24 protein-coding genes are annotated in these 18,426 nt (G+C 62.9%); 4 read left to right on the top strand and 20 right to left on the bottom strand.

The genetic code is table 11. The features are described from left to right. Nucleotides 1–24 precede the first annotated feature (24 nt). The 3 genes from K663_RS01610 to K663_RS01600 are packed head-to-tail and all read right to left on the bottom strand — an operon-like array spanning nt 25 to nt 2,102. Nucleotides 25–1,200, bottom strand: a complete 1,176-nt coding sequence (locus K663_RS01610) for a phage tail sheath subtilisin-like domain-containing protein (RefSeq protein ID WP_062113343.1) — start codon at nt 1,198–1,200, stop codon at nt 25–27. A gap of 15 nt (nt 1,201–1,215) precedes the next feature. Further along, nucleotides 1,216–1,557, bottom strand: a complete 342-nt coding sequence (locus tag K663_RS01605) for a GPW/gp25 family protein (RefSeq protein WP_335339080.1) — start codon at nt 1,555–1,557, stop codon at nt 1,216–1,218. A gap of 8 nt (nt 1,558–1,565) precedes the next feature. Further along, complete coding sequence (locus tag K663_RS01600) at nt 1,566–2,102, bottom strand: phage baseplate assembly protein V (RefSeq protein WP_062120152.1); 537 nt, start codon at nt 2,100–2,102, stop codon at nt 1,566–1,568. A gap of 170 nt (nt 2,103–2,272) precedes the next feature. Between K663_RS01600 and K663_RS01595 the strand changes: the two genes are divergently transcribed. Beyond that, a complete protein-coding gene (locus K663_RS01595; protein ID WP_062113336.1) occupies nt 2,273–3,046 on the top strand; it encodes a toll/interleukin-1 receptor domain-containing protein in 774 nt (257 codons plus the stop codon). Between the two features lie 63 nt (nt 3,047–3,109). Here the strand turns inward: K663_RS01595 and K663_RS01590 are convergent, their stop codons facing one another. From K663_RS01590 to K663_RS01565, 6 genes are all read right to left on the bottom strand, one after another. Further along, nucleotides 3,110–3,928 (bottom strand): DNA adenine methylase, encoded by an 819-nt coding sequence (locus tag K663_RS01590; RefSeq protein ID WP_062113334.1) that lies wholly within the window; start codon nt 3,926–3,928, stop codon nt 3,110–3,112. A gap of 170 nt (nt 3,929–4,098) precedes the next feature. Then, on the bottom strand, nt 4,099–4,344 hold the full coding sequence (locus K663_RS01585) for a hypothetical protein (RefSeq protein ID WP_062113331.1): 246 nt from the start codon (nt 4,342–4,344) through the stop codon (nt 4,099–4,101). Between the two features lie 9 nt (nt 4,345–4,353). Next, complete coding sequence (locus tag K663_RS01580) at nt 4,354–4,743, bottom strand: tail fiber assembly protein (RefSeq protein WP_062113328.1); 390 nt, start codon at nt 4,741–4,743, stop codon at nt 4,354–4,356. 3 nt (nt 4,744–4,746) lie between these two features. Then, nucleotides 4,747–6,732, bottom strand: coding sequence for a gp53-like domain-containing protein (locus K663_RS01575; RefSeq protein WP_062113325.1), 1,986 nt, complete (start codon nt 6,730–6,732; stop codon nt 4,747–4,749). An 11-nt stretch (nt 6,733–6,743) separates the two neighbouring features. Then, complete coding sequence (locus K663_RS01570) at nt 6,744–7,295, bottom strand: phage tail protein I (RefSeq protein WP_062113322.1); 552 nt, start codon at nt 7,293–7,295, stop codon at nt 6,744–6,746. After that, on the bottom strand, nt 7,292–8,185 hold the full coding sequence (locus K663_RS01565) for a baseplate assembly protein (protein ID WP_062120149.1): 894 nt from the start codon (nt 8,183–8,185) through the stop codon (nt 7,292–7,294). The genes K663_RS01570 and K663_RS01565 overlap by 4 nt, the downstream gene beginning before the upstream one ends. Nucleotides 8,186–8,411: 226 nt before the next feature. On the opposite strand from K663_RS01565, the gene K663_RS01560 reads away from it, so the two are divergent. Beyond that, on the top strand, nt 8,412–8,957 hold the full coding sequence (locus K663_RS01560; protein ID WP_145902191.1) for a hypothetical protein: 546 nt from the start codon (nt 8,412–8,414) through the stop codon (nt 8,955–8,957). 6 nt (nt 8,958–8,963) lie between these two features. Here the strand turns inward: K663_RS01560 and K663_RS01555 are convergent, their stop codons facing one another. The 11 genes from K663_RS01555 to K663_RS01500 form a co-directional block, all read right to left on the bottom strand. After that, the gene (locus K663_RS01555) at nt 8,964–9,635 is read right to left on the bottom strand and encodes a phage virion morphogenesis protein (protein ID WP_062113314.1); all 672 of its coding nucleotides are present in this window, start codon (nt 9,633–9,635) and stop codon (nt 8,964–8,966) included. Next, nucleotides 9,632–10,150 (bottom strand): phage tail protein, encoded by a 519-nt coding sequence (locus K663_RS01550; RefSeq protein WP_062113311.1) that lies wholly within the window; start codon nt 10,148–10,150, stop codon nt 9,632–9,634. The genes K663_RS01555 and K663_RS01550 overlap by 4 nt, the downstream gene beginning before the upstream one ends. A 132-nt stretch (nt 10,151–10,282) precedes the next feature. Next, a complete protein-coding gene (locus tag K663_RS01540) occupies nt 10,283–10,678 on the bottom strand; it encodes a hypothetical protein (protein WP_062113308.1) in 396 nt (131 codons plus the stop codon). Continuing rightward, nucleotides 10,675–11,127: a D-Ala-D-Ala carboxypeptidase family metallohydrolase gene (locus tag K663_RS01535; RefSeq protein WP_062113305.1), complete on the bottom strand. Its 453-nt coding sequence runs from the start codon at nt 11,125–11,127 to the stop codon at nt 10,675–10,677. Before K663_RS01535 ends, K663_RS01540 begins: the two co-directional genes overlap by 4 nt. A gap of 3 nt (nt 11,128–11,130) precedes the next feature. Continuing rightward, nucleotides 11,131–11,463, bottom strand: coding sequence for a hypothetical protein (locus K663_RS01530; RefSeq protein WP_062113301.1), 333 nt, complete (start codon nt 11,461–11,463; stop codon nt 11,131–11,133). 3 nt (nt 11,464–11,466) lie between these two features. Further along, a complete protein-coding gene (locus K663_RS01525) occupies nt 11,467–11,691 on the bottom strand; it encodes a tail protein X (RefSeq protein WP_062113298.1) in 225 nt (74 codons plus the stop codon). Beyond that, complete coding sequence (locus K663_RS01520) at nt 11,691–12,173, bottom strand: head completion/stabilization protein (RefSeq protein ID WP_062113294.1); 483 nt, start codon at nt 12,171–12,173, stop codon at nt 11,691–11,693. The genes K663_RS01525 and K663_RS01520 overlap by 1 nt, the downstream gene beginning before the upstream one ends. After that, nucleotides 12,170–12,430, bottom strand: a complete 261-nt coding sequence (locus K663_RS01515) for a hypothetical protein (protein WP_062113291.1) — start codon at nt 12,428–12,430, stop codon at nt 12,170–12,172. Before K663_RS01515 ends, K663_RS01520 begins: the two co-directional genes overlap by 4 nt. Before the next feature lie 120 nt (nt 12,431–12,550). Next, a complete protein-coding gene (gene gpM, locus K663_RS01510) occupies nt 12,551–13,360 on the bottom strand; it encodes a phage terminase small subunit (protein WP_062113288.1) in 810 nt (269 codons plus the stop codon). 39 nt (nt 13,361–13,399) lie between these two features. Next, on the bottom strand, nt 13,400–14,482 hold the full coding sequence (locus K663_RS01505) for a phage major capsid protein, P2 family (RefSeq protein ID WP_062113285.1): 1,083 nt from the start codon (nt 14,480–14,482) through the stop codon (nt 13,400–13,402). 56 nt (nt 14,483–14,538) lie between these two features. Continuing rightward, nucleotides 14,539–15,342 carry a GPO family capsid scaffolding protein gene (locus tag K663_RS01500; protein WP_083535945.1) on the bottom strand — a complete coding sequence of 268 codons (804 nt, stop codon included), beginning with the start codon at nt 15,340–15,342 and terminating at the stop codon, nt 14,539–14,541. 164 nt (nt 15,343–15,506) lie between these two features. Between K663_RS01500 and K663_RS01495 the strand changes: the two genes are divergently transcribed. Then, entirely contained in the window at nt 15,507–17,360 is a 1,854-nt protein-coding gene (locus K663_RS01495; RefSeq protein WP_062113280.1) for a terminase large subunit domain-containing protein, read from the top strand. Continuing rightward, nucleotides 17,357–18,406, top strand: coding sequence for a phage portal protein (locus K663_RS01490; RefSeq protein ID WP_083535791.1), 1,050 nt, complete (start codon nt 17,357–17,359; stop codon nt 18,404–18,406). The genes K663_RS01495 and K663_RS01490 overlap by 4 nt, the downstream gene beginning before the upstream one ends. Nucleotides 18,407–18,426 lie beyond the last annotated feature (20 nt).

The following is an 18,426-nucleotide window of genomic DNA, read 5'->3' as shown; positions in this document are numbered from 1 at the left end:
ATTGAAGGGGTGAAAGGGGCGGGATCAGACCGTCTCGGCCAGCTGGCTCGCAAAATCGGCGAAGTAGCTGTCCGTGATGCGCTGGTTGAAGCCCAGATCTTCCAGCGGCGGCGGCACGGTGTAGTCATAGTCGATGCGCAGCTTGCCCGCCTTGAGGCTGGCCGTGCTGTTGTTCGCCTCATCGAACCATGCATTCGCGCCGAGAATGATGCCCTGCGCTTTCAACTGGCGGAAGAAGCCGTTGATGGTCTCGATGATGTCCTTGGCGAGCGCGGGGGTCAGCGGCTTGTCGATCGCCCACATCATGCCGCTGACGATCGTGTCGGCCAGCAGCTGCGCGACTCGGACGGTGCTTTCGAAGGCGAACAGGCTTTCCGCTTCTGCCGTGGTGCGGTTGCCCCAGAAGCGATAGCCGGTGTCGGTGCGGACAAGGGCGGTCACTTCCTTGGCGTTGAGCAGCCCGGCTTCGCTGGCCGCATCCTCAATATCCCAATGGATATCTTTGGTCAGGCCGACGACGCCCTGCACCGCGACGTTCGAGAGCGTCTTGTGCGGGCCGGTCTGGGTGTCGATCAGGGCGCGCAGCCCCATGGCGCGGGCGGCGGCATAGCTGGTGACGTTGGCGCTGGCGGCCGTGTCCCAGGCGAGGAAGTCGGGCATCAGCAGCATCAGTTCGCGCGCGCTGAAATTGGCGCGGTAGAGGATGGCGGCTGCGACCGTCTCGCCGATCGCGCGGGCATAGGCGAAGCCGCGCAGCTTCTGCGCCACCACAGCCAGCGCCGTGGTAACCGCCTGCGTTTCGAGGCCGGGGGTGCCGAGGATCTTCGGCTTGACGCCCAGCTGCGCCTGCGCGGCCAGCAGCGCCTGCATGCCGGTCTTCTGGCCGTTGGCATCGGTGGTGCCGATAACATTGCTGGCAGTCTCGGCAGCATCCGCGCCTTCCTCGACGCGAACCACGACGACGACGGGGCGGGTCTGGTCGGCAATGGCGCGCAGGGCGTTCGCCAGCGTGCCATCCACGCCCGCATCGCCGATCGCCGTCTCAATGTCCGTGATCAGCGCGGGACGGTCGAGGGGAAAGACGGCGGCGTCGGCATCGGAAGCCGTGGCAACCAAGCCGATAATGGCGGTGGAAACGGCGGTCAGCGTGCGAGCGCCGGTGTCGATCTCGGTAACGGTGATACCATGTTTGAAGGGCATGACAGGCTCCTTGGGCTAAAGAGAGAGGGGCAGGACGAGGCGAGTGCGGGCATTCGCGGCGGCGGTGTCGGTTCGATCGCCGTCGATGATGATGGTGGCCGCTCCGGGACGCTCCCCGGCGGCGAGGCTGACCCGGCGCAGGCGCAGCCGGTCTTCGTTGCGGGAGATCGCCACCGCCGACGCCGCGTAGACCCGCAGGATGTTTGCCGGGGTCATGGGCTGGTCGATCAGTTCCGGCAGCAGGGAGCCATATTCCCGGCGGCCTGCTCGCGTGCCGACAGGTGTCGATAGGATGTCCGTGACCGACTGCTTGATATGTTCGAGGCCGTCCAGCACCGCCCCGGAGGTTCGCGCCATGCCCGCCATCAGACCGGCGCTCCGGTCTGGGCACCGCCCGCCTGCACGCCGCTATGCTTGTGGCCCTTGAGGCTCTTGCTGCCGCCGATGACGTCGGTGGTCGCGGTCACCGTGCCGTTGACGGTCACATCGCCATTTATCGTCATCCCGCCGGGAGCGTCGATCGTTGCCGTGCCGCCTGCGGGAAGCGTTACGGCGAGGGCATGGGCGGCATGATTGTAGTTGATCGATGCACCGTCAGGGAAATCCATCTGGACGATGTTGGGGTCATTGGAGGGCGGTGGATTGGCGTCGGAATAGAGGCCCAGAATGACCAGCCCATTTTCCAGATCGCCTTCCGGGGCCAGCACGACGCACTGTTCATCCACGGAGGGCGGCGACCAGTAGCGTGTCCCGCCCGCGCGCATGGCGACCCACGGCAGGTTGCCGGTGGTCAGATCGCCCAGCGTGACGGTGCAGGTGGCATCGGCATAATCGACGGACGCAATGACGCCATACTGGATCGCCTCGCCGACCTGCTGTTCGGGATCTTGGGTGTTCGCCATGCGCGGACCATGACGCGCGCGCTCCATCCTTTCGCGCCCCTGCATTTGGACAGAAAGCTATCCAAATGCAGGGCGTTGGCAGGGCGCAGGCTTCGCTCGTCGGGCGCCGGGCTCATTGCGCAAGTTCCTACGATCAACTAGCTCTCGCCGCTCAAGCCGGAGAGATATAGATGAGCAAACTGTGGCTTACATATGCGTGGAAAGACAATGAGCAGGATGACGTAGATCACATCATTGCGGAACTGCGGCGCGTTGGCGTAGACGTCAGCTATGACCGGGTGCAGCTGCTCGCGGGTCGCCGCTTGTGGGATCAGATCGACGCAGCAATTCGCAGTCCAGAGGTCAGTGCCTGGGCGATCTACGTGACTGAAAACAGCTTGAAGAGTGAACCCTGTCAGGAGGAGCTGGCATATGCCCTCGACCGGACACTCAGGACGCGAGGATCCTCCTTTCCGCTCATCGGCCTCTTCTCTGGCGAATTCGACCCTCTGCTGGTGCCGTCAGCCCTTGCGACCCGCCTTTGCGTCAATCTCCACAGCAATGACTGGCAGCAGCAGGTTCGCGATTCCATCTCTGGAGCAAGGAGCGCGAGCGGTGCAGAACCTCTTGTGTTCGGGCATCAGCTGCACAAGGTGGATAATGGCTTTGTGCTGGAAGTGTGGCCGCGAACAGGCACGTGGACGCCTTCCATCGCGGTCGTGAGCGAAAAAGAAGCGGATCTGCTGACCGCATTCTGCCCCGGGCCTAAAGGTGTTCTTGGAGGCATGGTCGCCATGATGTGTGGCGAAGGGCGACAGAACGGCTATTTTGGGCGGACATTCTCCAATCCTGTGAACAGCGCAATGACTGCGCATATATATTTGTCCAGACTGCCCAAATGGATCGAATTCGGCCAGCAGGGAAAGCCTCACCGAATTGATTTCACCGGCCCGAGCCCATTTTGAGCCTTCTCAATAATTGAGTTGATCCCGCGCAACACGGCTCACGATTGTTGCGCGGGAAAATATTTAGCCGTCGTTCGCGGGCAGCGGGAAATTGCTGATCAGCACTTCGCCAGCCTTGGTCGGCTTGCCGCCGACGCTGTATGTCGTGTCGATCGCGGCGATGGTGAAGCGGGAGAATGTGTCCCGCACGCCCTCATTGTCGTTCAGCGACATGAGGAAGCGGCCCTTGATTCCCGCCAGCTGGTCAGCCAGGGCGGCGAAGTCGGCACGGCTAAAAACATCGGCACCATAGTCACGCTCGCATGCCCAATAGGGCGGATCGAGATAGAAGAGCGCGCCGTCCCGGTCATAGCGGCGGATGAACTCGGCATAGGGCAGGCGCTCGATGACGACGGATTGCAGCCGATCATGGACGTCCGCCAGCAGCGGTTCGATCTTCCCGACGTCGAAGCGCGCGGGCGACGCGGCATCGACACCGAAGCCACGTCCCCGCACCTTGCCACCGAAGGCGAGACGCTGGACATAGAGGAAGCGGACGGCGCGCTGCAGATCCGTCAGCCGGTCAGGATCCTGCCCCAGCAGCCGCTCGAACTCGGCGCGGCTCGCCACGCGGAATCGCAGCATGTCGATCAGATAGGGATAATGCTCGGCAAGGCAGCGGAACAGCGTCACGACGTCGCCGGAAATATCGTTGATCGCTTCGGCGCGCGGGCGGCGCGAACGGCGCAGGAAGATGCCACCCATGCCGACGAACGGTTCCGCATAGCTGCTGTGAGGCGTGCCGTCGATGATCGCGCATATCCGCCGGGAAAGGTTGCGCTTTCCGCCGATATAACCGGCGACGGGCGAAACAGGACGAACGAGAACAAAAGGGGTAGACATGTAGGATTTCCTGCACGATGTCCCTCCATGGCTCGGCCACGGAGGGAACTCGAAATAGGCAGGCGCGCTGCCTTGAGAGTGCGAGTGCAGGCTCGCGGCTTTGAGGATGTGGGGACATCCAAAGCCCCCTCCGTAAAGGGGGAACGGCGGCGTTCATAGCCGCCACTGTTTCATTCAGACGGAAGCGGCCCAGAGAGGGGCTCGGGAACGGTAATGACACCGGCAGCGATCTTGTGCGCCACTCCGCTTGCGACGTCCTCGACGCGCGCCTTGGTTCCTGCACTATCGTAGCTGCCGTCATTCTTCAGCACGGCATTGACGCTGCGCTTGTGGACGATCTCACCGCTCGTGAAGGTGACGGGCACCGAGCGGGTCTCGGGATCGTATTTTCCGATCTTGGTCGTAATGTCGGTCATTCTGCAATCCTATGATGCTGGAGGAATGGGCCAGTTGATGGCGGCGGGATCTGTGATCGCTTCCGGCAGATCGCGCAGCGCCTGACGGTAAAGCCGCCATTCTTCGCGCAGCGCCGGGTCGATCGGAGTGTCAGGAAGCTGGGTGAAATCGCTGTCGCGCAGCAGTTGGTCGCGCTCGCCGCGCATCCACATCATCAACTGATCGGGGGACGGCGGCGGCGGCGAGGCGAGTGTAGGAAGCCCAGCCTGATCCGCGACAATGATGGAACCATTGGTCTGCCCGGCGAGAAGGGAGGCATGCTGCTCCGCTGTTATCTCGACGGCGTCCGGCGGAATAGCGTCGCCATGGATTTCAGCTTTGTAAAATCCCCCGGTCGAGGGCGCGAAGAACAATGACATTGGTTATCTCCCGATGGCCCACCAGAATGCGGCGGTTCCGGCGGCGGCGGCTGTAAGGGACGCTCTGGCATGCCCCACGGACATGCCCGTTGCAGACTGGCTCCCGGCGGATGCCCAGGCGGAAGGCACCGCGCCCGACATGTTGGTGGCGAAGCCAGCGAGGCACTCGGTGGGGAAGGCGATCGGGAAGGTGATGGCGTTGATGCCGTTCGCTGGAGCAACGACGTTGCCCCACTGGAGGATCAGGCCGCCGGGCAGCACCTGATATCCGTTGGACGAAAGATTTTGGGCACCAAACTGCGCGTCGAAGACGATATTGCCCTGATCTACACCATCGACCTGCGCTTTCAGACGCGAACCGCTCCACCCGATCCGGATGATGTTGGTCCCTTGGCCTGCGCCGCCACCCTGCCTGACTGGCGTGAAGCCGAGCCGAGCCGCGATGTCCGTGTAGTAGCTGCCCTGCTGGCCATCGAGCAAGTCGGCGTCCATGCCGGAGCCAGCGCCGTCATTCCCAGCGTCCCAGACCTTATTTCCGTTGCGGGCATAAAGTTCGCCACCTACCCGCACCTCATTATTCGCTAGGTTGATGGTCATCGGCCATGTGCCGTTGACTGCGGTGAAGGTCGTCGCGTTGACGGCTCCGCGCAGGAAATAAAGGATGTTGCCGTCGTTGCGGATAAACCCCGTCATATAGCCGGACGCGCGGAAGCTGATCGTCGGCGTGGCATAAAGGAGAGTGAGGTCGCCAGTGAGCGTATCGCCCGAGGCATCAAGCGGGGTGTAGCCAAGCCGCGCGGTGATGTTCGTGTAATAGCTGCCCTGTTGCCCGTCGAGCAGGTCAGCGTCGAAACCGCTGCCAGCACCATCGACCGTCAGCAGTTTCGTTTTTACGTCTGCCGCTGTGTAGTCGGCGACATCGACGGGCGTATAACCAAGCCGCGCCGTGATAGCCGTATAATAGCTGCCGTGTTGCCCATCGAGCAGGTCGGCATCGAAACCGCTGCCTGCGCCGTCCACCGTCAGCAGTTTCGTTTTGACGTCCTCCGCCGTGTAGGCAGTGGAATTGAGCGGCGTATAGCCAAGCCGCGCCGTGATATCGGTGTAATAGGTGGCCTGCTGACCGTCAAGCAGATCGGCATCAAGTCCCGATCCCGCGCCGTCGTTCGACGCCCGCCAGACGTCCGTAATGTGCCCATCAAAGACAAGATTGCCGAGATCGGAACTATCCACCGTGGCCTTGAGGCGCGTGCCCGACCAGCCCATCTTGATGCTGTTTGCAAGCTGTCCGACACCAGTACCTTGCTGGACTGGAGTGTAGCCAAGGCGCGCGGTAATGTTGGTGTAATAGCTGCCCTGCTGCCCGTCGAGCAGATCAGCGTCCAGACCTGATCCGGCACCATCATTGCCCGGATGCCAGATGCTGGCATTGTTTGCGCCGAAGCGGCTGTCGAGCCACGAAGTGACGGCATCTTTGATCATCTTCGCAGCGGGAACGCGCGTCGTGTCGATGCCTGCAATCGCCTCGGCGAGCGTCGCCAGCTCCACCACGCCCATCTGTTCCGTCGTCGCGGGAGGGTTGAGGAAATTGGCGTCGCCAAAAGTGAGTGTCGTGGCGGCCACGTCCTCGAACTTTACGTCGATCGCGATGAGCATCATCGCCTGCGCAGATTTCTCGACAAGCACGGCGGCCTGCCCATAGATCGCGAACAGAGTGCCATCGGCGAGGTAAAGTCCGATGCTACGCACGGTGAAGACGTCTGTGCCTTCATCGCGAACGATGAGGTGGATGGTGTCGTCGGCAACCACGTCGCCGGATATGGTGGCAAGCCGCTTGAACTCGCCGGGAAGCGCGGTCGCGGTCGCAGAGGGCACGAGAGCCGTGCCCGACAGGCCCACTTGTGCGATGGTGACAGGCGCGGTTCCAGTGTTTGCGGCATTGACCAGCGCAGCCCGGCCAGCATTGGTGACGATGATGGTGAGAGCCATGATTCCTCCGGTCAGGCCGCCGGTGCAGTGCAGGAAAGGCGGGCATAGATGGTTGGGCGAACCGCCGCGACCAAGCCGATTCCGGCCTTTGCGGTGACGCCCTGCGTGAAGGTGAAGTGGCTGCGCACCGGCTTGGCGCGGCTGACTTCCGCAATAACCTGATCAACGAAGGCAGCGGAGGCGGGCACGCCGTCCTGCTCAAGGTTCATCACAAGGTTGAAGGTGTGCGGGTCGCCCTTGGGCTCCTGCTGCCACCATTCGCGGATTGCAACGGAACCGCCGAAGCTCTGGACGACGGCGCGCACGGACGCGGCGGTGCCCTTCTGCCGGGCGATTGGGATAGCGCGGCGGACGCGCTCGCGCTTGATTGCTTCCGTCCAATCGGAAGACCAGTTGTCGAGCGACAGGCCCCATGCGAGCCACGGCAGCAGTTCGATCGGACAATCGTTGGGCGACCAGACCGCGCGCACCGGCGCTGGAAAGTCGAGGATGCGAGCAGCCGTCTGCTCCAGCGCCTTTTCCAACGCAGTCGATGAAGGGGGCAAGATCGACGGATAGGTCATTCGCCCGTGCCCGCGTAATTGACCGTGATGCCGGTGCAGTGCGGTGCCTGGACGCGCGAAACGACGATGTCGGCAGCAGGCGAGGTCAGCACGACATTTTGCACGCCCTCAACATGGAGGGCGGCAAACAGGCCCGAGCGGGTGATGTCGCGGCCAAGCCGATGGCTCGCCTCGACATAGGCGAGAAGGCTCGCCTGCGCGGTCGCAAGCACAACGCTGCCATCAGGGCCGCTGAAGGTGGTCAGCGTCGCAACGACCGCATATTCTATGATCTCTGCCGACTGGACCGTGACGAAATCCGTCAGCGGGCGGCGCGTCTCATCTGACACGAAGGCATCGACCGCCGTGAGCAGCTCGGGCGAAGCTTCACCCGATCCGGTGCGCGAAAGAACCGACACCAGCACTTCCCCCGGAGCGGGGCTGATGGCGCTGGCGTCCAGCACGTCCTCATCCGCTGAAAGCGCGTGGAAGACATAGGCACCTTCTGGCCCGGCGACCGAATAGCCCTCGGGCGCCAGCACCATGCGGCGGCGGAAATCCGCATCGCTCTCCATAATCGCCGGGATGCCCAGCACTTCGTCAGCCGGAACGAGGGTGAAGCGGGTAATGCCGAACAGGGCGGCGATGTTGTCGAGATCGGCCCCGGTGGCGTAGGCGGGCATGACAGCCCGAGCCGCGTCATTGACGCGCTGCCGGTGCAGCTGGACAAGATAGGCGAAGGTCTGGAGCAGCTTCGACGCTGGATCGCTGTCGCGGGCCTCGAATCCCGGCATGATCGACTGCATGTGCGCGACGGCATCAGCATAGATCGCCTCGAAATCGAGAGCCTCGATAATGCTGGGCGCGGGCAGGCGCGACAGATCGACAGCGGTGAAGGTAGCATCGGCCATGTCGGCCATGTCGGGGCAGGCGATAGTAGTGCGCTATGCCCCTGTATTTGGACAGGCCACTATCCAAATGCTGCATCAGGCCACCTGCCAGCTTCCCCTGCTTGCGGCCTCATGCCAATAGCAGTTCATGAAACGGGATTGTGGAAAGTGGCCGCGGAGCCGGAAGCATGAGAAACTACTAGCGGCGGCCATTCCGCCGGCATTCGCCTTCGCTTTTTGGGCGATAATGATCCTGATGATCATGCTTGCCGTTGTCACCGCGACAAAAAAGGGCAACCCATTCACCGATTTCTTCACCGCTTTTGGCGCAGTCGGGCAAGTGGTCTTCGCCTATATGGTGTGGAAGCTGAGCCGGGAGCAGTTTGCATTCACCCGTAGAGTGACCGAACGGCAACTCCGCGTCGATATTTACCACATGCGGAAGAAGCTGCTGGATGAATTCTTAAACATGTATGAAGTTACCGACAGACAATCGGATAATCGAGCGGACATAGATGATGATTTAGTCACTGAATGGTATTCATTGAGTGACGAAATATCGCGAGTATTTTCACAGAACGCGAGCAAGCCGCTCGCCGAAATGGTTGATTTGATATGTCTCGCGCAACCCGATACGGAATATATGAAGGATATGGGTCAGCGACATAAGGGCGACCTAAAGGCGGCCACCCAAATGATGAAAGATCACTGGAACAAGATCAGCCAGCTTCGTTTCCAAGCTTGGCATGCGATGCATCAAGAACTCTCACTGAGCGATCATTTGGCGATCTGAGACGCATTACACTTCTGCTAACTGAGTATAGAGCATGTCTAGCAGCTGCTCACGGTCCGCCGCCGTCGCGCCGAGCAGTTCACGCTTGGGATAGGGCACGGCCTTGGCGCGCAACGATGGCTTGTCGCGCAGGCCATACTGGTGAACGCCTGCGATCTGCGACACCTTGCCGGAAAAGCCGACCCAGAAGCCCTGATCATCCGCCCCGGTGCGCAGGAATCGCCCACTCGCCAAGCGCCGGAACATGGCGCGGCGACGCAGGCCGCCCCGGCGGCGAAGACTGCTGCCCCCCGCGTTGCGATGCTCTTCGGGGATCGGGAGCCATTTCACAACCTTGTCGAACTCGAATGAGCGGATCCCGCCAGCCTCAATGTCGAAGCCTGTCATCATGCGCCCCGTCGTCCAGGCGAACGAATTCATGATGACCTTGCGCGGCTCGCCACCGCCGCCGGATGGATAGAGAAAGCATGTCGCCCCCCGGCCCGACACCGGCGGGGCCTTTTCCTTGCGCGCCTCGAATTTCGAGCCGTCAGGCTGGCGCTGGGCGGCGATGCGCTCGCGCTGGCTCTGGGCCATGGTGCGGGCCATGCGGCGCATGAGGGTGCGGCGCTGGCCTGATGACAGGCTGCGGATCAGCGCCCCGGCAATGCGCTCGATCTCGGCAAGATCCTCGCTCATGCGTCGGGCGGAATCGCTGGGGTCAGATCAGCGTCGGGATCGGCAGTCTCAACCAGCAGTTCGGCGTTGCCAAAGCCCTGCAGGAAGGAAGCTGTCACCCCGTCAAAAGCATCGCAGAAATTCGGTTCCGCCGGGTGCTGGACGTCATAGCCGCTGCCATCGGCGCGGGGCAGGACAAGGACGGTTTCAGTCAGGTCGATCGAGATCAGAATGTCCGACGCTTCGCTGTCGAGCAGTTCGGCCTCGAAGGTAAAGGGCTGGGCATCGGACCGGCGCAGCAGCTGGGGCTGCTCCTTCTCGATCCATGCCAGCATAGGCACCATGATCGTGTCGGCGTCACCGGCGAAATCCCAGATGCCGACCTTAAGCGTATAGGCATAGGCGAATGACAGCGTGCGGGACTGCCGCGTGCTGATCTGCCCGCCCTCGACATAGATCTGCAGGCGGTCGGGATGGGTTTTCAGATCCGGCAGAAAGGCGGTGAGCCATTGCCGCAGGCTGTCGGCCTTGCGCATCGTCAGTCTGCCTGTGCGTTCGCCATGCGGGCCTGCGCCTGCAATTCGATCAGGGTGGTGCGGATCTGGCCCGCGACGTCATAGATGCTGGTCAGGCTTCCATGGCATTGCGCGCCGGTCATCTCGCCCGCGTCAGTCCGCTGGACCTTCGGCAATGGGGCGGGTGTCGCCAGCAATGCCCCAGAGATCTTCGCTGTTGGCCGTGGCGGCTGCGCGGTCGAGCAGGCCGACGCCATCAGCATCGACGCAGACGCTGCGATAAACCGGATGCTCAATGACTTTCTGGCTTTCATGGTAGATTTCCCTAACGCTGCCCTGCCGGGCATATTCTTTCGCCTGGGCAGCTTCGGACGAGGCGTCCAGCTTGCCCTGCAGCTTCTTGCGCTCGGCCTCCCGCGCATCATCGGCGCGCTTCTGCGCCGCCTGTTCCTTTGCGACGCCGACACTCGTGCCGTAGAAGAAACCGCCGATTCCTGCGGTGCAGGCGGCGAGCGCGGCGGCCATGGCGAGGTGCGATTTCCCGATCATGCGAGCAGCCCCTTGAAATAGGACCGGCGCGAATAGGTCAGCACATCCTTGCGCAGTCGCCCGTCTCGATAGCTGACGTGGATCCAGCCACTGTTGGGCTGGCCGCGCGTGTAGTTTTCAAGGATCAGCTGGTCGAAGGCCATGTGATCGCGGATGAAGGTGGCGACCGTCACATTATCGACGCCGCTGATCTCGAAATCGGCCGCCTCGCCCTGCGCGTGCTGGCTGCTGGACGATGATCCCACCGCCAAGCACAGCTTGATCGAGCGGAATCCCGACGTGACGCGGACAGGCTTGCCGAAATGCGCGCGCAGCGGTTCCAGCACTTTGGCGCAGAGCAGCTGCATCGCCGCGATCTGGCACGCGCCGGGGACGTTGGCGATGCCCCGAGCCGTCGCTGTCGCGGACGCGGTGAATTCGGCCAGCCTAAAGTTGGGGGACAGCTGCATGGGTCAGTCCTTGTTGGGCAGAAAGCGGTCAGCGATGCGGCCCGGCACGCTTGTCAGCGTGTCGACAAGCGCCCTTGCGATGCGCGGGGTGGCGTCGAAGGCGAGCAAGGCGATGGCGAATGCGATCGACTGCGCGGCGAAGTGATTCCAGCCCGTGACAGCGATGATGGCGATGGTCGCGTAATAGCTGACCGTCGATCCAACGACCCACTGGAGGAAGCGCTGGCGGAACGGCAAGGCGGGCTTCCACGCCTGCGCCACGGCGGAACCGATCAGCGAAGGCGTGAGGGAGCCGATCAATTCGATGACGGATTCCAGAAGGTGGCGCAGGTCCATGGATCAATCCCAAAGCTGAATGAGGGGAAGCACGCGCGTTGCGTTGGCGTCGGCGGTTGCGGGCACGATGACGATGGTGCCGAGCGGAAGGATGGGGCCAAGATCGGCCAGCCCCGGATTGGCGTCACAGACGCGGGAAATCTCAGCAGGACCAAGCCCGGCATCGCGCCACAGTAGCAGGTCCAGCTTGTCCCCTGACCGGGCAACAAGGCGCTGCTCCGACGCCATCAGATGAGGTCCACCACAGTTCGGGTCTGGCCCAGCATGTCGCGCACCGCGTGCATCGCATCACGGCGCAAGCTCCCGATCGCCGTTGCAGCGTCATTGCCTTCCGCCCCGCCCGCTGCCGTGGTGTCGAAGTCGGGATGCCGCTCGATCAGTTCGGCTTTTGCATAGAGCGCGACGGCGCGGTGGTAGCGGAACAGCTGCACGCTCGCCCCGTCCAGCTGGGGCGCGGGCACGTCAGCAAGCGTGGCGTGCCCGGCGGCGATGGAATCCGCGGCGAATTGCTGCAGGTCGATTCCTGCCGTCATGACCGCACCGATGATTGCGGCGCGCAGACGCGCGGGCGTGATGCTGGTCGGGATCCTCGCGGCATCGCGGACTGCCGCCGGATCAATGTCGGGGAAGAAGCCGTCGTTGATGACCGCAGTTTCCTCTTCCGGCGGCTGCTCAATCTCGGACGCGGGCGGTCGGGCGACGAACGTCATGCCATCCCCAATCGGGCGATGAACGCCATGCTGGCGAAGACGACGAAGGCCCAGCCCGTAGCCGCGCCGACGTCGAGGATCAGGAAGAGCGGCAGCACGATCCGGTAGGCCGGGGACATGCGGATGCGATCAGGCAGATAGGGCGCGATCAGCTGGGGCTTGCGGACGACACACCAGATCCGCTCAAAACAGAAGATCGCCGACAGCACGGCGCAGACGGCGAAAACGGCAATCAGCGCCAGATTGAAAAAGGGCATGATGTCCTCCGATTTCGGCCCACCGGCTTACAGGGGTGAGGATCGGGGCAGAGTGCGGCCCTACGGCTCGAAAGCCTCCCGCATCGCGCGATCCGCCCCTGAGCGCCGGGGGCGAGCCTGTCAGGCGCCCGAACCGTTCTGGTCTGGGCCGCCCTGTTCGTTGTTCGTGGCAGGCGCGGCGGCGGTGATGGCCGCCAGCAGCTTGTTCGCCCGCTTGATCTTGTCCTTGACGCCGATACGGTCATTCAGTCGCTGGGCTTCGTTGAAGGCCGACAGAGCCCGATCCAGAAACGGAGCGGCGGCAGTAGCCTCGGCGGCTTCACCAGCGGCCAGTTCCTCATTGCCAGCAGCCTTGATGAGCTTCGCTCGGACTTCATCATGAATGTCGCAGGCGAACGTCAGGTCCAAAACCTCGCCCAGCGTCTCAAGCGAGAAGCGATTGCCCGCGTTCTGCGCCTTCAAAGCTGCGTCGGCGATTTCCTCGACGATGATCGTGGCGGCGTCGCGCTGATAGCGCGAGGGCATGGGCACGTTGTGGCGCAACACGAATTCAGCGAGGCTCAGCGCGTTGTCATAGTCGCCGACGTCGATGAGCCAGACCATGCAGGTCGGCACCACTTCGGCGGCGAGGCCGGTGCCAACGCCTGCATCGGCGGCGAGGATACCCTGCACCCATGGCCGATATTCCGGGAGCATCTGCCGCTTCGCCTCGATCTTCCGGTCGATCGAACGGATTTCTTTGAGGGTGCGCAGATCGTGGGTCAGGCGCAGCGCGACCTGCGCGGCGGCCTGTTGCGCGGGCGAGGCGTTGACCGCCCCCGCTACCGGGAGAGTGTCGGCAGCGGGGGTGGCATCCGCTCCACCTTCGGGAGCGGACGCAACGGTCTTGGCAGCAAGGATCCTGTCCCTGTGGCGGCGAGCGAGGCTCATGTGCGTGTCCTGTCAGATGGAGGGATTAGCGGGGCCGGATCAGGCGGGCTTCTTGCCCATCACGACGTTTTCGACCAAGGCGCAGCGGCCATAGTCTTCCACGACGTAAGCCTCATTGACGGACTCGTAGTTCTCGATCTGGTCGAGCGCCGGTTCGTCCTTGATCTGGCGGCGGCGGGTTTCCTCCTGCCAGTAGATCGACAGGTTATCGAGGCTGGTGATGAGCATCGCGTCTTCGGGGAAGAAGGGCACGATGACGGCACGCTTGCCGGCCAGCTGCTTGGGCAGGGTCAGGATGCGGTGCGCCGCTTCCTGTTCCGTGGCGGTATCGCCCGCTGCCTGGAGCAGATTGGCATATTTGTCCTTCACCAGCTTCCAGCCAACGATGACGACAAGGTCGGTATCGCTGCGGTGCCACGGATCCAGCAGATCGAGCGCGTCGAAGGCCAGCGCGTCGAGGTTTGCGAAATCGGCATCGGCGGTGGCGACGTTGGTGGCGTCGGCATCGACCACTTCGACCCCGGCGGCGACATAGATCGCCTTGGTCGGATCGGTGGACAGTGCGCCGTCGTCCAGCACGCGCTCTTCGGCATGGGTGCGGATCTTGTGCAGCCAGCCCTCGTTGACGTCCTGCAGCAGCGGGTTCTCGCCAACGTTGGTGGCGGCGGCGGCGGACGTGCCGTTGAAGCCGATCATGATGCGGTCGCGGCCCTGCTGTTTCAGGATCACGTCGCGCAGCAGCGTCTGGAATTCCGGCTTGTGCCGCCAAGCGTCCAGCTTCGCATATTTGATCGCATGGTCGAAGTTGGTCTGCTTGCAGAAATAGCCGCCGTCGTCCGTGGTGTCGGTCGGATCGGTGGGCGTGCGGCGCGTGCCGCCTGCGGTGTTGGTGCGGCTCGCCAGCGGGCGCGTGACGGTGACGCCGACCTTCTGGCCCGACTGTTCAGGCACGCCGACGATGTTGATCTGGCTCAGGAACTCGCTCGATTCCTGAATTTTCTCTTCCAGCTTCTGCTCCACGACGGGCGCGACGCTGAACTTGACGGTGGCGTCGGCGACGCTGTTCAGCAGAGCGATCTGGCTGACATAGGCGGTGAAGAGCAGGCGGGTTTCGTTACGCATGTGCGTTGGCTCCTGACGGACTTGGGGCGGGGCGGTTGTTCAGATGAGCGAGGCGGTCAGCAGTCCGTGACGACGCCGCCGCTGCCGCCGGTGGCGGGCGAGCGCTTGAAGGTCTGGGACTGCTCGGTGCTGTTCAGTTTGGCTTCCAGCGCATCGAAGCGGGTGCCGAGTGCCGCGACGGCATCGCTGGCGGGCTTCACGGCGGCGGCGATCTGGTCACCGATGACCTTGCCGAAAGCCGCAACATCGAAGCTGTTGTCGTTGGCGGGCGGCGGAGGCGGAGGCGTTTCGGCTTCGTCCTTCTTCTCCTTTTTGAAGAAGCTGGCGATGCCGCGCGCGATGCTTTCGCCGAGGGTCTGTCCATCCACCGGGTCTGCAACCAGTTCAAGCGCGGTTTCATGGGCGCTGGAAAAGACGTTCGAGCGCGACTTGACCGCGAATTTGAGGGCTTCGGTGCCGAGCGACGCGGGCATGTCCGTGACGGCGAGGCCGACCAGATAAGCCTTTCCCTCGCCAGCGAAGTCGGGGTGGATTTCGCAGCTGGTGAACAGCTTCTGCCCGGCCTTGTTGATCTCGACCAGCTGATCGTTCGCGTCGATCTCGGCATAGAGCGCCAGCAGCGTCTTCTTCTCGCCGTTGATGGTCAGTTCGACTTCTTCGGTCTTGAGCGACAGGACGGAGCCATAGGCGTTGAAAGGGCGATCCGGGCTGTAACCGGCGATATGCTCGCAGTTGATCCGCGCGGTGTAGGTGGCCGGATCATAGCTGGCCGCCATCTGCTCCAGCCATTCGCGCTGAATAACGCGGCCGTCGACGGTCGCACCTTCGACTGCGACGCGGAAAAACTTGCTCTTTGCCATGATCGATCCGGTTCCCTTGGTTGCTTGGGCGCGCAGGCGCTGGCCTGATGGGCAGCAGAAAGGGGCCGTCGCGGGGGCAGGCTCAAGGCCCTGCATTTGGACAGGCGGCTATCCAAATAGATGCCAATGATCAGGGGCTTGGGCGCGGGGCATGGTCCGCCGCGATGACCGCTCAATCTCCCCAGCCCGGCGCGCCTGCTGTCCTTTGGCAGTTCGATCCGCCCCGTCACGCCCGCAGCCTCTACTGGCGTGGCTATGGGGTGACGCAGATCGCGGAAGAATTCGCGCTGCATGGCGTCGTGGGCGACAAGGGCAAGCCGATCGCGCGCGCGACGATCGAATCTTGGAAGCAACGGCAGCGTTGGGATGATGCCCCCTCGATCCGCAAGATCGAGGATGGCATCGAAATCAAGCTGCTGACCCTGATCGCCAAGGAAAAGAAGACCGGCGGCGACTATGTCGAGATGGACGCGCTGTCGCGCCAGATCGAAAGCCTCGCCAAGGTCCGCCGCTATGAGGCCCCCGGCGGCCATAGCGGCGACCTCAACGAGAAGGTCGGCAACCGCAACGCGGGCGAGCGCAAGAAGCCGAAAAAGAACCATTTCACCGCCGAGCAGGCGGAAGAACTCAAGCGCGTCTTCCTCGACGGCCTCTATGATTATCAGCATCGCTGGTGGCAGGCGAAGGATCAGCGCACGCGCATGATCCTCAAGTCGCGCCAGATCGGCGCAACCTACTATTTCGCGTTCGAGGCGCTGATCGACGCGATCGAGACGGGCCGCAACCAGATATTCCTGTCGGCATCGAAAGCCCAGGCACACCAGTTCCGGTCCTATATCGTCAGCTTCGCCAAGCTGGTCGGCGTCGCGCTGACCGGCGACCCGATGCTGATCACGTCGGATCTGCGGCCAGCGGAGGAAGCGGCGGCAGAACTGCATTTCCTTGGCACCAATTTCCGCACCGCGCAGGGCCGCCACGGCAATTTCTACTTTGACGAATTCTTCTGGGTCCATTCGTTCGAGGAATTGAACAAGGTCGCCTCTGGCATGGCGACGCATAAGAAGTGGCGGAAAACCTACTTCTCCACGCCGTCCAGCGTCGCGCATCCGGCCTATCCCTATTGGACCGGCGACCGCCGCAACCGTCGGCGCAAGAAGGAAGATCAGATCAAGATCGATGTCAGCCATGATGCGCTGGCGATCGGCATGGCCGGACCGGACCGGATCTGGCGGAACATCGTCAACATCCGCGACGCCGAGATGGGCGGCTGCGACCTATTCGACATTGAAGAGCTGGAGGATGAATACGCGCCCGACGAATTCGCCAATCTGTTCATGTGCGACTTCGTTGACGACAGCCAGTCCGCCTTCCGCTTCAATGACATGATCGCCTGCGGGTGCGACAGCCTGATCGAATGGCAGGATTTCAACCCGGAGGCGGCGCGGCCCTACGGCAAGCGTTCGGTCTGGGCGGGCTATGATCCGCAGGAAAGCGAGAATGGCGACAATGCCGCGCTGGTCATCGCCGCGCCGCCGCTGGTCGAAGGCGGGCAATTCAGGATCCTTGAGCGCCACCAGCTACGCGGCCTCGATTTCGAGCAGCAGGCGGAATTCATCAAGGCGGTCCTGAGCCGCTATACCTGCACCTATCTGGGCATCGACGCCAAGGGCGTCGGCGCGGGCGTCTATCAGATCATGGCGAAGCCCGGCGCGCTGCCGGGCTGCGCCGTCGCCAAGATCGAATATTCGCTCGAACTCAAGGCGCAGATGATCATGAAGGCGCAGAACGTCATCCGCCGGGGCCGCCTCGCGTTCGACAGCGGCCTGCTCGATCTCGTGTCCGCGTTCGTGTCGATCAAGAAGACGCTGACCACCAGCGGGCGGAATATCACGTTCAAGGCTGGGCGCGGGGGCAATGACGGCCACGCGGATCTGGCTTGGGCCACCATGCACATCCTCATGAACGAACCGCTCGACGGCAAGGAAGCGCCCAAGGGCACAATGGAGATCATCGAATGAGCAAGCGTGCACGCCGTATGAACCGCCGGGAGTCGGCTGCAGCGTCCGAGGGCGCGATCGTCGCGGCCAATGACAATCGGGGCGGCGCGATCGAGACGTTCAGCTTCGGGGATCCTGAGCCGGTGCTGAGCCGGGCCACCATGCTCGACATGCTGGAATGCTGGGACAATGGCCGCTGGTATGAGCCGCCGATTTCGCTGGACGGGCTTGCCCGCGCATTCCGCGCGTCGCCGCACCATAGCAGCGCCATCATGCTCAAGCGGAACTTGCTGGCGGCCAGCCTCGATCCCACGCCTTTCCTGTCGCGCAAGGTCTTCGCCGGGATGGTGCAGGACTATCTGGTGATGGGCAACGCCTATGCGCAGGAGATCCGCAACCAGCTGGGCGGCGTGCTGCGGCTCGAACATCCACTCGCCAAATATACGCGGCGCGGCATCGAGCCGGGCCGCTTCTGGTGGGTGCCGGGTCATCGGAACGAAAGCGAGTTCGTGCCGGGCACGGTGCATCAGCTGCTCGCGCCTGACATCAATCAGGAAATCTATGGCCTGCCCGAATATCTGTCGGCCCTGCAGTCAGCGCTGCTCAATGAGAATGCCACGCTGTTCCGCCGCCGCTATTTCGAGAACGGGAGCCACGCGGGCTATATCCTCTATGCCACCGGCGACTTTGCCAATGGCGACGTCGCTGCCATGCGCGACGCGTTGAAGCGAGCAAAGGGGCCGGGCAATTTCCGCAACATGTTCGTCCACTCGCCCAGCGGCAAAGAGAACGGCATCAAGATCATCCCGATCGCCGAAGTCGGTGCGAAGGACGAATTTCTGGGGATCAAAAACACGACGCGCGATGACGTGCTGGCCGCGCATCGCGTCCCGCCGCAGTTGCTCGGCATCATCCCGGCCAACGCGGGCGGCTTCGGCGATCCGGCCAAGGCGCTGGACAGCTTCTTTGAACTGGAGATCCAGCCTCTGCAGTCCGTCTTCCTCGAACTCAACGATAAACTGGGTTTTGAGGCGGTGCGATTTCTGGAGCGGGTGAAGGCGCAGTAAGGGGCCCGATGCCTGGGCGG

The organism is Sphingobium sp. MI1205 (genome assembly GCF_001563285.1).
GTDB lineage: Bacteria > Pseudomonadota > Alphaproteobacteria > Sphingomonadales > Sphingomonadaceae > Sphingobium.
The sequence above is the reverse complement of the archived record's forward strand: the minus strand, read 5'-3'. Positions and strand labels throughout refer to the sequence as shown.